13 protein-coding genes are annotated in these 14,291 nt (G+C 65.0%); 7 read left to right on the plus strand and 6 right to left on the minus strand.

Features of this window, described 5'->3' with window-relative positions:
- Nucleotides 1-170 precede the first annotated feature (170 nt).
- The 7 genes from BUS12_RS32215 (at nt 171) to BUS12_RS32245 (ending at nt 7,718) form a co-directional block, all read left to right on the plus strand.
- A complete protein-coding gene (locus tag BUS12_RS32215; protein ID WP_074301352.1) occupies nt 171-1,799 on the plus strand; it encodes an ABC transporter substrate-binding protein in 1,629 nt (542 codons plus the stop codon).
- Nucleotides 1,800-1,918: 119 nt separating this feature from the next.
- Nucleotides 1,919-2,929 (plus strand): ABC transporter permease subunit, encoded by a 1,011-nt coding sequence (locus tag BUS12_RS32220; RefSeq protein WP_074301353.1) that lies wholly within the window; start codon nt 1,919-1,921, stop codon nt 2,927-2,929.
- 87 nt (nt 2,930-3,016) lie between these two features.
- Nucleotides 3,017-3,934 carry an ABC transporter permease subunit gene (locus tag BUS12_RS32225; protein WP_074301816.1) on the plus strand — a complete coding sequence of 306 codons (918 nt, stop codon included), beginning with the start codon at nt 3,017-3,019 and terminating at the stop codon, nt 3,932-3,934.
- Nucleotides 3,935-5,068, plus strand: a complete 1,134-nt coding sequence (locus tag BUS12_RS32230; RefSeq protein WP_253190240.1) for an ABC transporter ATP-binding protein — start codon at nt 3,935-3,937, stop codon at nt 5,066-5,068. It begins immediately after the preceding gene.
- Nucleotides 5,065-6,093, plus strand: coding sequence for a peptide ABC transporter ATP-binding protein (locus BUS12_RS32235; protein WP_074301354.1), 1,029 nt, complete (start codon nt 5,065-5,067; stop codon nt 6,091-6,093). Before BUS12_RS32230 ends, BUS12_RS32235 begins: the two co-directional genes overlap by 4 nt.
- Nucleotides 6,086-7,237, plus strand: a complete 1,152-nt coding sequence (locus tag BUS12_RS32240) for a TraB/GumN family protein (protein WP_074301355.1) — start codon at nt 6,086-6,088, stop codon at nt 7,235-7,237. Before BUS12_RS32235 ends, BUS12_RS32240 begins: the two co-directional genes overlap by 8 nt.
- A 58-nt stretch (nt 7,238-7,295) precedes the next feature.
- A complete protein-coding gene (locus tag BUS12_RS32245; RefSeq protein WP_083640699.1) occupies nt 7,296-7,718 on the plus strand; it encodes a type II toxin-antitoxin system VapC family toxin in 423 nt (140 codons plus the stop codon).
- Here BUS12_RS32245 and BUS12_RS32250 read toward each other — a convergent pair.
- From BUS12_RS32250 to pxpB, 6 genes are all read right to left on the minus strand, one after another.
- Complete coding sequence (locus tag BUS12_RS32250) at nt 7,707-9,506, minus strand: tetratricopeptide repeat protein (RefSeq protein ID WP_074301356.1); 1,800 nt, start codon at nt 9,504-9,506, stop codon at nt 7,707-7,709. The two genes, BUS12_RS32245 and BUS12_RS32250, sit on opposite strands and share 12 nt — an antisense overlap.
- Nucleotides 9,507-9,708: 202 nt before the next feature.
- Nucleotides 9,709-10,665: a DUF979 domain-containing protein gene (locus BUS12_RS32255; protein WP_074301357.1), complete on the minus strand. Its 957-nt coding sequence runs from the start codon at nt 10,663-10,665 to the stop codon at nt 9,709-9,711.
- Nucleotides 10,662-11,405, minus strand: coding sequence for a DUF969 domain-containing protein (locus tag BUS12_RS32260; RefSeq protein WP_074301358.1), 744 nt, complete (start codon nt 11,403-11,405; stop codon nt 10,662-10,664). The genes BUS12_RS32255 and BUS12_RS32260 overlap by 4 nt, the downstream gene beginning before the upstream one ends.
- Nucleotides 11,406-11,735: 330 nt before the next feature.
- Entirely contained in the window at nt 11,736-12,488 is a 753-nt protein-coding gene (gene pxpA, locus BUS12_RS32265; protein WP_074301359.1) for a 5-oxoprolinase subunit PxpA, read from the minus strand.
- 18 nt (nt 12,489-12,506) lie between these two features.
- Nucleotides 12,507-13,559, minus strand: coding sequence for a 5-oxoprolinase subunit C family protein (locus BUS12_RS32270; protein ID WP_074301360.1), 1,053 nt, complete (start codon nt 13,557-13,559; stop codon nt 12,507-12,509).
- Entirely contained in the window at nt 13,556-14,209 is a 654-nt protein-coding gene (pxpB, locus tag BUS12_RS32275) for a 5-oxoprolinase subunit PxpB (RefSeq protein ID WP_074301361.1), read from the minus strand. Before pxpB ends, BUS12_RS32270 begins: the two co-directional genes overlap by 4 nt.
- Between the last annotated feature and the right edge of the window lie 82 nt (nt 14,210-14,291).

The following is a 14,291-nucleotide window of genomic DNA, read 5'->3' on the forward strand; positions in this document are numbered from 1 at the left end:
CCTCAGAGACGTCACGCGGCCCGTCAATCCGGTGTTGACGGGCCTCAATCTATGCCTAACAAGTGTTTCCGATCGTGAACACAAGGAATTTCCTCCGCTTGTTGCCGCAAGCTATGCTCAAGTAATATCGCGCTACGCCGGTGCAAGCCGGCCCCGAACCTGGAGGAAACATGAAGCAAAACAATCTGTTGCGCGCCGCGCGGATCACGACGCTCGTCGCAGCTGCAGCGGCATCGATGGTGGGCGCGAGTGTCGCGCGTGCCGAGATCCCGAATAAAACCCTGGTCTACTGCTCAGAAGGCAGCCCTGCGGGTTTCGATCCAGCCCAATACACCACGGGCACCGACTTCACCGCCAACACGTTCACCGTCTATAACCGCCTCGTCGAGTTCGAGCGCGGCGGCACCAAGGTCGAGCCGGGCCTCGCCGAAAGCTGGGATGTCTCGCCGGACGGCAAGACCTACACGTTCCATCTGCGTCACGGCGTCAAGTTCCAGACAACCGCCTACTTCAAGCCGAGCCGCGAGTTCAACGCGGACGACGTCCTCTTCACGTTCACGCGCATGCTCGATCCGACCATGCCGTTCAACAAGGCGTATCCGGCGCAGTTCCCGTACTTCACGGACATGGGCCTCGACAAGCTGATCGCGAAGGTCGAAAAGGTCGATCCGTACACCGTGCGCTTCACGCTGAAGGAAGTGAACGCCCCGTTCATCCAGAACATGGCGATGGAGTTCGCGTCGATCCAGTCGGCCGAGTATGCGGATTCGCTGCTCAAGGCCGGCAAGGCCGCTGATCTCAACCAGAAGCCGGTCGGCACGGGCCCGTTCATTTTCCGCAGCTATACGAAGGACGCCACGATCCGTTTCGACGGCAATCCGGATTACTGGAAGCCGAACGACGTGAAGATCTCGAAGCTGATCTTCGCGATCACCCCGGATGCCGGCGTGCGCGTGCAGAAGCTGAAGCGCGACGAATGCCAGGTGATGAGCTATCCGCGTCCGGCGGACATCGCGCCGCTGAAGACGGAAACCAGCATTTCGATGCCGTCGCAACCGGGCTTCAACCTCGGCTACCTGTCGTATAACGTCCAGCACAAGCCGCTCGACAAGGTCGAAGTGCGCGAGGCGCTCGACATGGCGATCAACAAGAAGGCGATCATCGATTCCGTCTACCAGGGCGCGGGCCAGTCGGCCACCAATCCGATGCCGCCGACCCAATGGTCGTACGACAAGAACCTGCCGAGCCTCTCCTACGATCCGGAGAAGGCCAAGGCGTTGCTCGCCAAGGCGGGTCTCGCGAGCGGCTTCGACATCACCCTGTGGGCGATGCCGGTGCAGCGTCCGTACAACCCGAACGCGCGTTTGATGTCGGAAATGATCCAGGCCGACTGGGCCAAGATCGGCGTGCGCGCGAAGATCGTCACGTACGAGTGGGGTGAGTACATCAAACGCGCTCACGCGGGTGAGGACGACACGATGCTGATCGGCTGGACCGGCGACAACGGCGATCCGGACAACTGGCTCGGCACGCTGCTCGGCTGCGAAGCGATCAACGGCAACAACTTCGGCAAGTGGTGCTACAAGCCGTTCGACGATCTGATCCAGAAGGGCCGCACGACGATCGATCAGGGCGAGCGCACGAAGATCTACACGCAGGCCCAGCAGATCTTCGCGCAGCAACTGCCGTTCTCGCCGATCGCGCACTCGACGGTGTATCAGCCGGTGAGCAAGAAGGTAATCGATATGCGCATCGAGCCGCTCGGCTATGCGCGCTTCGACGGTGTTGGCGTGCAGTAAGACTGACGCAGTCCGTTTTTCGCACGGTTAGAAAACTGGTCGAAATGGTCCGGCGACCGGGGTGTCAAGCCCTCGTCGCCGGTTGTGTTTTCCGTTCATCAAGACCATAGGGACGAACCATGTTCCGCTTCGTTTTGCGCCGCATCGGCATGGTGATACCGACCTTCATCGGCATCACGATCCTTGCGTTCGCGCTCATTCACCTGATACCCGGCGACCCCATCGAAGTGATGATGGGCGAACGTGGCGTCGATCCGGCGATGCACGCCGCCGCGATGCACCGGCTCGGACTCGACGAGCCGCTGCCGATGCAATACGTCCACTATCTCAAGCGGGCAGTGCACGGCGACCTCGGGATGTCGATCATCACCAACACCAGCGTGATGGACGAGTTCCTCGCGCGCTTTCCCGCCACCGTCGAGCTGTCGATCTGCGCGATGCTGTTCGCGCTGGTCATCGGGCTGCCGGCCGGCGTGTTCGCGGCCTTGAGGCGCGGCACGGTGGTCGATCACGGCGTGATGGGCACCGCGCTCACCGGCTATTCGATGCCGATCTTCTGGTGGGGCTTGATCCTCATCATGCTGTTCTCGGTGAAGCTCGGCTGGACGCCGGTGTCGGGCCGCATTGCGGTCGAATACGACATTCCGCACGTCACCGGCTTCATGTTGATCGACTCGCTGATGTCGACCGATGAAGGCGCGTTCAGGTCCGCCCTGAGCCACCTGATCCTGCCGGCCATCGTGCTCGGTACGATTCCTTTGGCGGTGGTGGCGCGGATGACGCGCTCCTCCATGCTCGAAGTGCTGCGCGAGGACTACATCCGCACAGCGCGCGCCAAGGGTTTGCCGCCGGGGCGTGTGATCGTCGTGCATGCGCTGCGCAATGCGCTGATTCCGGTGGTGACCGTGATCGGGCTGCAGGTCGGCACGCTGCTGGCCGGCGCGGTGCTGACCGAGACGCTGTTCTCCTGGCCGGGCATCGGCAAATGGCTGATCGATGCGATTAGCCGGCGCGACTATCCGGTCGTGCAGGGCGGTATCCTGTTGATTGCCACACTCGTGATCGTCGTGAATCTGATCGTCGATCTGTTGTACGGCGTGTTGAATCCGCGCATTCGCCATACGAGGTAAAAGGACCATGCACCCCCACGCTCACATTCGTTCGCTTCCCCCCAAGGGGGCTCATGCCTCCCTTGAGGCGGCTCGGCGGGAGGCATGATGGCCGACATACAAAATACAGTCCCCACAGCAGTGACCCCACCGAGCGGCCGGGCACTGGCCGCCCGTGAATTCTGGGCCAACTTTTCCCGCAACCGCGGCGCGGTGGTCGCAGGCGTCATCGTGCTGCTGCTGATCTTCGTGGCGATCTTCGCACCGGTGATCGCACCGCACAGTCCGATCGAGCAATACCGCGACTACGTGAAGATCCCGCCCGCCTGGCTCGACGGCGGCAACTGGAAGTTCATCCTCGGCACCGACGAAGCCGGCCGCGACATGCTGTCCCGCTTGATGTACGGCGCGCGCCTGTCGTTCTGGATCGGCTTCGTCTCGGTGGTGCTGGCGCTGATTCCGGGTGTCGTGCTCGGGCTGATCGCCGCGTTCTTCGAGAAGTGGGCCGATACGCCGATCATGCGCATCATGGACGTGCTGCTCGCGCTGCCGTCGCTGCTGCTCGCGGTGGCGGTGGTCGCCATCATCGGCCCGGGCCTGATCAACACCATGCTGGCGATTGCCATCGTCGCGTTGCCCGGCTATGTGCGTCTGTCGCGCGCCTCGGCGCTCGGCGAGTTGCAGAAGGAATACGTGACGGCTTCGCGGGTCGCGGGCGCGGGCACGCTGCGTCTGATGTTTTCGCAAGTGTTGCCCAACTGCACCGCACCGCTGATCGTGCAGGCGACGCTCGGGTTTTCGTCGGCAATTCTCGATGCGGCCGCGCTCGGCTTCCTCGGCCTCGGCGTGCAACCGCCGGCGGCGGAGTGGGGCGCCATGCTGGCTTCGGCGCGCGACTACATCGACAACGCCTGGTGGATCGTGACCTTGCCGGGCCTCGCCATCGTGATCTCGGTGCTGGCGATCAACCTGCTCGGCGATGGCCTGCGCGACGCGCTCGACCCCAAACTGAAGCGGATGGCCTAGATGGAACAACCCCCACGCTCATTTCATTCGCTGTCCCCCGAGGGGGCCGGTCAGCCCGCTTCGGGCGGCCGTGCGCGTGCTGACCAGAAGTTACTCACCATCCGCAACCTCGCAGTGAATTTCAACGGCCTGCCGGCCGTCGACCGCATCAACCTGGACGTGGCGCCGGGCGAAGTGGTCGGCGTCGTGGGCGAATCCGGCTCGGGCAAGAGCGTGACGATGATGGCCCTGATGGGCCTGATCGATGCGCCGGGCAAGGTCAGCGCCGACGAGGTCACCTTCGACGGCAAGGATCTGCTGAAGGCCTCGCCGAAGGAGCGCCGCAAGATCATCGGCAAAGACATCGCGATGGTGTTCCAGGACGCCCTCACCAGTCTGAACCCGAGCTATACAGTCGGCTATCAGATCAAGGAAGTGCTGAAGCTGCACGAAGGGCTGCGCGGCGCCGCGCTGCACCAGCGCGCGCTCGAACTGCTCGACCAGGTCGGCATTCCCGATGCGAAGAACCGCATCATGTCGTTTCCGCACCAGATGTCGGGCGGCATGAACCAGCGCGTGATGATCGCGATGGCGGTCGCCTGCAATCCGAAGCTGCTGATTGCCGACGAGCCGACCACGGCGCTCGACGTGACGATCCAGGCGCAGATCATGGAACTGCTGGTGAAGCTGCAGAAGGAGCGCGGCATGGCGCTTGTGCTGATCTCGCACGATCTGGCCGTGGTGTCGGAAGTCGCGCAGCGCGTGGCGGTGATGTACGCGGGCGAGGTGATCGAGACCAACAAGGTCCCGGATATCTTCGCGGCGCCGCATCATCCGTACACGGAAGCGTTGCTGGCGGCGATTCCCGAACACAATGTCGGCGCGGTGCGTCTGGCGGCGTTGCCGGGCATGGTGCCGGGACGCGACGACCGGCCGAAGGGATGTCTGTTCGCGCCGCGCTGCAAGTATGTGGTGGACGACTGCACCAAGGCGCGGCCCGCGTTGGCGCCGTTGCCGGGCCTTGCTGATGCAACCGCGAACGCAACCGCAGACGCAACCCCGAACGCAGCCACGGAGGTAACCAGGGTACGCTGTATCAAGCCGCTGAACCTTACCGGCGACGCGAACGTCCACACTCACGGAGGCGCACGATGAATGCAGTACCCGAAACGCGCCGCCCGACGGAGCCGAGGGAGCAGGCGGGCGATCACGTACTGGTCGCCGATCAGCTGGCGCGGCACTACTCGGTGCGCCGCGGCATGTTTGGCCACGGCACGGTGAAGGCGTTGAACGGCGTGTCGTTTTCGCTCGACCGCGGCAAGACGCTGGCTGTGGTCGGCGAGTCCGGTTGCGGCAAGTCGACGCTCGCGCGTCAACTGACGATGATCGAAGGACCGACGGCCGGCCGTCTCCTGATCGACGGTGAAGATGTGGCCGGAGCCGACCAGGCGAAGATCGCCGCATTGCGCCGGCGCGTGCAGATGGTGTTCCAGAATCCGTTTGCCTCGCTCAATCCGCGCAAGACCGTCGAGCAGACGCTCGGCGAGCCGCTCGCCATCAACACGCAGTTGAGCGCGGGCGAGCGCGCCGAGCGGATCGCGCAGATGATGCGCACCGTCGGCCTGCGGCCCGAGCACGCCAAACGCTATCCGCATATGTTCTCGGGCGGTCAGCGTCAGCGCGTGGCGATTGCGCGCGCGATGATTCTCGATCCGCAGATCGTCGTCGCCGACGAACCCGTGTCCGCGCTCGACGTGTCGATCCAGGCGCAGATTCTGAATCTGTTCATGGATCTGCAGGAGCAGTTCAAGACCAGCTACGTGTTCATTTCGCACAACCTGTCGGTGGTGGAGCATATCGCTGACGATGTGATGGTGATGTACTTCGGCGGCGTGGTCGAACTGGGCGACAAGAAGCGGATCTTCACGAATCCGCGTCATCCGTACACGCGGGCGCTGATGTCGGCGACGCCGTCGATCTTCGAGGCGGATCGCAGCATCAAGATCAAGCTGCAAGGCGAGATGCCGTCGCCGCTTAGTCCGCCGTCGGGCTGCACGTTCCATCAGCGCTGTCCGTATGCGATCGAGCGCTGCCGCAGCGAGGAACCGAAGCTGCGTGAAGTGGATGGACGTCAGGTGTCGTGCCACCGCGCTGAGGAGGTGGGGGACGTGGATGCCTGAAGCGTTGGCGGCGCGTCGTCCTGCGCGCCGCCTGCGTGAAGGCGGCTGTCGCGCCGTTTTCGCGCGGCGCTGGCGAACGTGGCTGCTGGGATGCGCCGCGCTTGCCTGCGTCTTACCCGGTTCGGCTACGCCGGTCGCCACGGCTTACGCTGCGGGCGCGGCTGCGAATACCCCGGCGCAAAGCGGCAGGCCGGCGTTGCCGGTGCCTGCCGTGCCGGGGGCGCCTGGCCAGCCGCGCGCCACCTTGCCCGGTTTCAATCCTCCACCCGCGAACTCCGGCAACACGGCGAGCGGTCCGGTGCGCACGCAACCGGCGCATATGCCGTTCTACGTCGCGACGCGCGGCACCACCACCCTCTATATTCTCGGCACGCTGCATGTCGGCGATCCGGCCGACTATCCGCCGAACAAACCATTCCGTCCGCAGATTCTGGCCGCGCTCGCGGCCTCGCCGACGCTGGCGCTGGAACTGTCGCCGGACGACCTGCTGGTCTCGCAGGACGATGTGTCGAAATACGGCGTGTGCCGGAGCGAGTGCCTGCCGAAGTATTTGCCGGAATCGCTATGGCACAAGCTCGAAGTCCGCTTGCGCGGCAATCCGGCGGCGCTCGACGAGATCAAGCGAATGCGGCCGTGGCTCGCTTCGCTGCTGGTCGAAACCTACGACTCGTTGAGTGCGGGGCTGCAGACGGAATACGGCACCGAGGCGCAGTTGCAGAACGTCTATCTGCGCACGCGCGGCAAGATTGTCGGGCTTGAGACGCTTGGGGAGCAGATGCGCGCGTTCACGAGCCTGTCGTCCGCGCAGCAGCGCGAGATGCTGGCGCAGGACCTGGTGCAGACGCCGGCCGGCAACCTCGCGGATGTGCAGACCTTGCACCGGCTCTGGCAGGTGGGCGACGCGGACGCGATCGCCGCGTGGCAGGCGGCCAAGTCCGAGGTGCTGGCGCGCGACAAGCGGGTGTCCGATTCGATCGACAACAAGATTGTGTACGAACGGAACCGGCGTTTCGTCACGCGGATGCTGTTGATTGCCGGGCCGAACAAACCGGTGTTTGTGGCCGTGGGGGCCTTGCACCTCGGCGGCCCGAAGGGCGTGCTGCAGTTGTTGCGGCAGCATGGGTTTGTGGTGGAGCCGGGGTGAGGGGGGATTTTCGGACTTCCTTACTCTAAAGTAAGGAAATATCGAATCAGGAGGATGTATGGCATCCGCAACTCTCACCTCGAAAGGTCAGGTCACGATCCCGGCTGTCGTCAGAAGCGATCTCGGGCTTGGTGATGCGGCACAATCGTCCAAGGCGAACGCTTTGGTGGAGTCTCTTACTGTAGACGATCCCGGTTATGTGACCCAGGTTGCGCTTATTGAAGTTGTGTGGGTACTCGGGAGTCTTTATGCGGCAGACAGGGCGGACATTGCCAAAGTTGTCGAAACCCTGCTGCGTACGCGTGAGTTGGTGATTGAGTCCGCGGAGACCGTTTGGAAAGCGCTTCGGCTCTTCGCTTCGTCCAAAGCCGATTTTGCCGACTGCGTTATTGAGCGCACTTGCCATGATGCCGGGTGCGAATACACCGCGACTTTCGATGCGAAAGCCGCTAAGACAGCGGGCTTGCGCTTAATCAAGTAGCGCCCTTGCCACGCCCTCAACCACCGGCGTCCAATCCCCCAGCACCGCTTGCCTGAACAGACGCGCGTTCGGATACCACGGCGAATCGCTGCGATGTTCCAGCCAGCGCCAATCGGAGTTGGCCGGCAGCATCACCCACACCGGCTTGCCCAATGCGCCCGTCAGGTGAGCAACACCGGTATCCACGGCGATCACCAGATCGAGATTCATCACCAGCGCGGCGGTGTCTGTGAAGTCGTGTAGATCGGCGGTGAAATCGTGCAGGCGGAAGTCGGGCGGCGCATCCGCAAGTTGTGTTTCCGACGGCCCTTTCTGCAGCGAGAACCACGCCACACCCTCCAGCTCGCGCAGCGGCGCGAGGTCTTCGAAGCGCATCGACCGATAGCGATCGTTGCCGAAGGTCGGACTGCCGGCCCACACCAGGCCAATCTTGCGCCGCGAGCCGGCGGCCGTTTCCACGCGTTCGCGCCAGGTGTGCATCCTGGCGTCATCGGCGAACAGATACGGCACGTCCGCAGGAATCGTCGACAGCTCGGTCCCGACACACGACGGCACGCTCATCAGCGGTACCCAGAAATCGTACCGGCCCTCGGCCTTGCCGATACTCCACGCGCGATGCACGCCCGGCACCTGTTGTGCCAGCGGCAGCAGCGGCTCACGGACGCACACATCGACCGTCGCACCCAGCTTCTCGAGCACGCGGGCAAAGCGCAAGAACTGCATCTGATCGCCAAAGCCCTGGTCACCCACCAGCAGGATCGCGCGTCCTTCGAGCGGTTCGCCATGCCACTCCGGCACATCTTCCACCGCAATCGCCGCGTAATCCTGCGGACGCCAGCGCTTCGCAAACTCTGCCCAGCCTTGCGCGTAGTCGCCTCGCTTGAGCAGCGTCCAGGCGAGATTCTGATGCGCGTCGACATACCCAGGGTCGAGTTCGAGCGCACGCCGATAGAACACCTCTTCCTCGTCGAGGCGGCCCTGCGCACCGAGCGAGCCACCCAGGCACACCAGATTGGTGGGATTCGGCTTGAGCGCGACGGCGTACCGGTACTGCTGCTCGGCCTCGGCATAGTTGCCCAGCTTGCCGACCGCGCTGCCCAGATTGATGTGCGCATTGGCAAAGCCAGGCCGCAATTCGAGCGCGCGCCTGAAGCGGACGATGGCCGCCGCGCTGTCGCCTTTCGCCGTCAGCGCATTGCCTGCATTGAAGTGCGCGTCTGCCGAGTACGGATCGAGTGACAGCGCCTGCTCGTAGCAAGCCAGCGCCTCGTCGTAGCGGTCGAGTTTGGCGAGCGCGGTGCCAAGATTCAGATGTGCATCGAGCATCGAAGAGTCAAGCGCCAGCGCCTGACGATACTGATGCACGGCGCCTTCCAGTTCACCTTGCGCCTGCAGGGTCACGCCGAGGTTATTGCGTGCGTCGGGGAAGTCCGGCTGGAATTGCAGCGCTTGCCAATAACACCGGCGCGCTTCTTCGTGCAGCCCAAGCGCCGCGGCGACAAGGCCGCGGTTGCTCCAGCAGGCCGCATTGGTGGGCTCGAGTTCGAGCGCGTGATCCAGCAGATCGGCTGCGGCCGCGTGGTTGCGCCGCTGGTGCTGCAGCACGCCGAAGTAGTGCAGCGCTTCCGTGTGAATCGGGTTGATTGCCAGCGCTTCCTGATAGAGCGGCGCGGCTTCGTCGAGTTGCCCCGCGCGATGCGCGTGGAGTGCATTGGCAACGAGGGCGGCGAGGTAGGACGGTGAGTCTGCGTCGTGCTGCGCGTCACCGGTATGAGGATGCTGTTCCATGAAAACCTGCTTCAGGACGCCGGCGGCACGCGTGCTGCGCGACGCCGGCTGGTGGATGAGAAGACGTCCACCAGCTTAGGTCTCAGGCTTTGCCGCTTCGATCAGACATATCCTAATTTAGCGCGACAGGTCGTCGCGGCGGGCGTTCCCATGGTACCGACCTGTCGCGAAAAGATGCGTCAGGCCGGCCGCGCGGGATGCGCTACAGAAACATCAGGAAGTTCAGCAAGAAGATGTTCACGACCAGCAAGCTCAGGGCCGTGGGCACCTGGACCTTGATCACGGCGTTCTTGTCCGGCAATTCGAGCAGTGCGACGGGGACCATGTTGAAGTTCGCGGCCATCGGCGTCATCAGCGTGCCGCAGTAGCCCGAGAACATGCCGATCGCGACCATTACCGCCGGATTGCCGTGGAACACGCCGACCAGAATCGGCACGCCCACGCCGCCCGTCATCACCGGAAATGCGGCGAAGCCGTTGCCCATCACCATCGTGAATACGGCCATGCCGATGCAGTACACGGCGACCGCCACGAACCGGTAGTCGAGATCGATATAGGCGGTCGTGACGTGCGCGACCGCCTTGCCGACGCCCGCATCGGAGAACACGAGACCGAGCATGCCGAGCATCTGCGGCAGCACCGCGGCCCACGACAACGCATCGACGAGGCGGCGCGCTTCCTTCATCGACTGGCCAACCGTATCGCGCGTCATCACGCAGGCCACGGCGAGGGCGATCACGCAGCCGATCCCGAAGCCGATCAGCGTGACGTTCTTCTGCTCGATCAGCGGCGTGCCGCCGAACGCCAGATGGCTTGCCGCCAGCGTGATCACGACGGTGACCACCGGAATCGTCAGCGCGGGCACGAACAGCTTGTTGCCGAGGCGTTTGGCGCTAGCCTGACGCGCTTCCAGCGACAGCACTTTCGGCCTGGCCGCGGTCACGCCGCCGAACCCGGCGATCAGCGCCATGGCGATCACCAGCACGCCGACCACCGAAGGCGGTATCAGGTCGCCGATCAGGAAAATCAGCGCGTACAGAATCCAGAAGCCGCCGGCGGTGAGGCGGCGCGGATGTTCCTTGTCGGTGAGGATCATGCCGCCGATGATCAGCAGCACAACCCCGAGCAGCCAGAACAGATAGTTGATGGTGAGCGTCATGCCTCGTCTCCCGTGGCCGATCCGGTCTGCGGCAGTGTGCCCGGCGTGTCCTTGCCGCGCAGTTCGCGGTCGAGCTTGCGGTCGAGCAGATACAGCCGGAAGCCGTGAATCAGGAACGCGCAGATCGCCGTGGGGATGCCCCATACGGCGACGTGAATCGGCTCGACCTCGATGCCCGCTTCGCGCAGGAAGGTGGTCATCAGCACGATGGCGCCGAAGGCGACGAAGATGTCTTCGCCGAAGAACAGGCCCACATTGTCGGTTGCCGCGGCGAAGGCGCGCAGGCGGTGGCGCACGGCGTCGGTGAGCTTGCCGTAGCGGCTCTCGGCCGCGCCTTCGGCCATCGGCGCGATCAGCGGACGCACCATCTGCGGATGGCCGCCGAGGCCGGTCAGGCCGACCGCTGCGGTGAGTTCGCGCACCAGCAGATAGACGATCAGAAGACGCCCGGCGGTGGCCGCCTTGATGCCGGCGATCCAGGTCTGGGCCCGCTCGCGCAGGCCGTGCCGTTCCAGCAGACCGATCACGGCGAGCGGCAGCAGGATGATCAACGGGATGTTGCGGGTCTTGATAAAACCCGTGCCGATGGCGGCGAGGATTTTCTCGGGCGGGAAGTGCGCGGCCAGCGCAGTGACGATAGCGGCGGCGGCCACGATCAGCATCGGATTGAAGCGCAACACAAAACCGATGATGATCACGGCCACGCCGATAAGCGGCCATAAATTGACTGCTGTCTGCATCAGGATCTCCAAACAGGGTTGCTAACCTTGCCGCGAATGGCGGCTAACGTGAGGCGGCGCATGGGGCGTGCCCTGCGCCGTCTTGCTGTGCGCGGCTCTGGTTGGCCGCGTCCGTCCACTGCAACTACCTTTGTGCCCTTTAGGCGTACTGACGTCTGCTGCTGCCTGCTGTGCTGCGGGTTCTCTGCTGCCGCCACTACTGCGCGGTTTTCTACCGCGTGACCTGCCTCGATAGACACGTTCGCTACCGCACCTGGCAAACGCCCCGCGCGGGGCGGGGCGTTGCTTGCTTTATGGCCGACCGTTGCGGGGCGCCCCGGTTGCCTGGCTTCAGGCGCGCGCGGCGTTGGCCGCATGCACTTCGATGCCGGCGCTCTCGAGCGCGGCGCGGATGCGGCGCGCAAACGCCAGCGCATGCGGGCCGTCGCCGTGCAGACAGATGGTCTGCGCGTTGAGCGGCACCCAGCGGCCGTCCACCGCCTGCACGCGTTGCTCGCGCACCATTGCGAGGGTGCGCGCAAGCACTTCTTCCTCGTCGTCGAGCAGCGCGCCCGGCTCCTTGCGCGGCACGAGCGAGCCGTCCGAGCGATAGCCGCGGTCGGCGAAGACTTCCTCGATGGCGATCAGGCCCGCTTCGCGGGCGGCCGTCACGAGGCCGCTGTTGGCGAGCGCGAACACCGCCACGGACGGGTCGAAATCGTGCACGGCGGAGACGATCGCATCGGCGATCTTCGGGTCGCGCGCGGCCTGGTTATACAGCGCACCGTGCGGCTTGACGTGCGCGATGCGTCCGCCTTCGGCCTGGGCGATCGCCGAGAGCGCGCCGAGCTGGTACAGCACGCCGGCGTAAATCTCGCTGGCGGGCAGGTCCATTTCCTTGCGCCCGAAGTTCTCCGGGTCGTTGAAGCTCGGATGCGCGCCAATCGACACACCCTTCTTGACGGCCCAGCGCACGCAGTCGTGCATCGCGTTCGCGCCGCCCGCGTGCCAGCCGCACGCAATATTGGCCGAGCTGACGAGGTCGAGCAGCGCCTCATCGGAGCCGCAGCCCTCGCCGAGATCGGCATTCAAATCGATTTCCATAATTTCCTCTACTTGGTCTTACAACGCTGCTAGCGCCGGCTGGCGTGCACAGCGTTCCTCATGCATCGTGATCGCGGCGTCGATCTGCCGCAGATACGCCCGTTCTTCCAGCAAAGCCTGCCGCGCCTCTTGGGGCGTGGTCGGGATGAAACGAATCGCGCCGTTCAGGCGCACCTGGGCGAGCTTCCACAGATCGGCCTGGATCACCGCGCCGATCTTCGGATAGCCGCCGGTGGTCTGCGCGTCGCTGAGCAGCACGATCGGCTGGCCGTTCGGCGGCACCTGGATCGTGCCCGGCAGCACCGCGTGCGACAGCAGGTCGGTCTTGTGCGTACGCTTGAGCTCGGTGCCGGCGAGCCGGTAGCCCATGCGGTTGCTGTTCGGTGTGACGAGCCATTCGTTCGACCAGAACGCCTCTTGAGCGTCGGCCGGGAAGTGGTCGTATTCGGACCCTTGCAGCACGCGGATAGGCGCGGCCCAGGCCACGCCGGACGGGTGCCGGCCGCGGCGCAGCGGCTCGTGGACGAGCACGAACTTGCACCAGGCGGGCGCCTTCACGCCGAATTCGGGCGCTTGTGGACTAAAGCCGCGACCCGCGTGCGGCGCCGGCGCGCCGACCGGCAGACGGTCGCCGTCGCGCAGCGCCCGGCCGCCGAGGCCGCCGAACTGGCCGGCGAGGTCGGTGCTGCGCGAGCCGAGCATCGGCAACACGTCAATGCCGCCGGCCACGCAGACGTAGCCGCGCATGCCGCGCTTCGCCGCTTGCAGCGTCAGTTCCTGGCCGGCCTGGACCGGCAGGCTCCACCATGAATAGACTGGCTTGCCGTCGAGCGTGGCGCCGAATTCGGTGCCGGTGATGGCGATCCGGGTAGCGCGCGGAAAGCGTAGCACGGTGGGCCCAAAGGTGATCTCGAGGCAGGCAGCGTCCGGCCGGTTGCCGACGAGGCGGTTGCCCACCTCCAGCGAGAGCCGGTCGAGCGCCCCGCCCATTGCCACGCCGAGGTGCCGGTAGCCATGTCGGCCCAGATCCTGAACCGTGGTCAGAAGACCCGCGCGAATCACGTCGATCATGCTGCGATCCCCGCCACGGTGAAGCGCACCCGGTCGCCCGGCTGCAGCAGGGTGGGCGGCGAGCGCGCCGGATCGAACAGCGGCACGGAGGTGCGGCCGATCAGTTGCCAGCCGCCCGGCGACGTGGCCGGATAGACGCCGGTCTGCTCGCCGCCGATACCGACCGACCCCGCCGGCACTTCGAGCCGCGGCGATGAGCGGCGCGGTGTGTGCAGCGCCTCTTCGAGCCCGCCCATATAGGCAAAGCCGGGTTGGAAGCCGAGGAAGAACACGACGTACTCGCCCGCCGAGTGGCGGTTCACCACCTCTTTCACCGACAGCCCCGTGTGACTGGCCACCACCTGCAGGTCCGGGCCGAACTCGCCGCCGTACTGCACCGGAATCTCGACCTCGCGGCCGGCGGCGGGGGCGTCGCCGGTGGCGTCCCAGGCCGTCTGCAGCAAGTTGGCGAGCGCCGCGCTATCCGCTTCCAGCGGATCGAACACGATGGTCAGGTTGTTCATGCCGGGCACGACCTCGAGCACGTGCGGCCAGCCGCGCGCCGCTTCGGCGGCCGCCCAGACGCGCCGCTGGCAATCGAGCGTCGCGGGGGCGGGGGCCTCGCAGACTAGCGCGGCATCGCCGAACTGAAAGATTCGTGGTTGCGTCATCGCTGATTCGTTGGGTGGGTCGGAGACTTTGCCAGACTGGCAAGCGCTCCGCTCATAAGTGGATATCGGCACCAGGCGCGTC

Source organism: Paraburkholderia phenazinium (genome assembly GCF_900142845.1).
GTDB lineage: Bacteria > Pseudomonadota > Gammaproteobacteria > Burkholderiales > Burkholderiaceae > Paraburkholderia > Paraburkholderia phenazinium_A.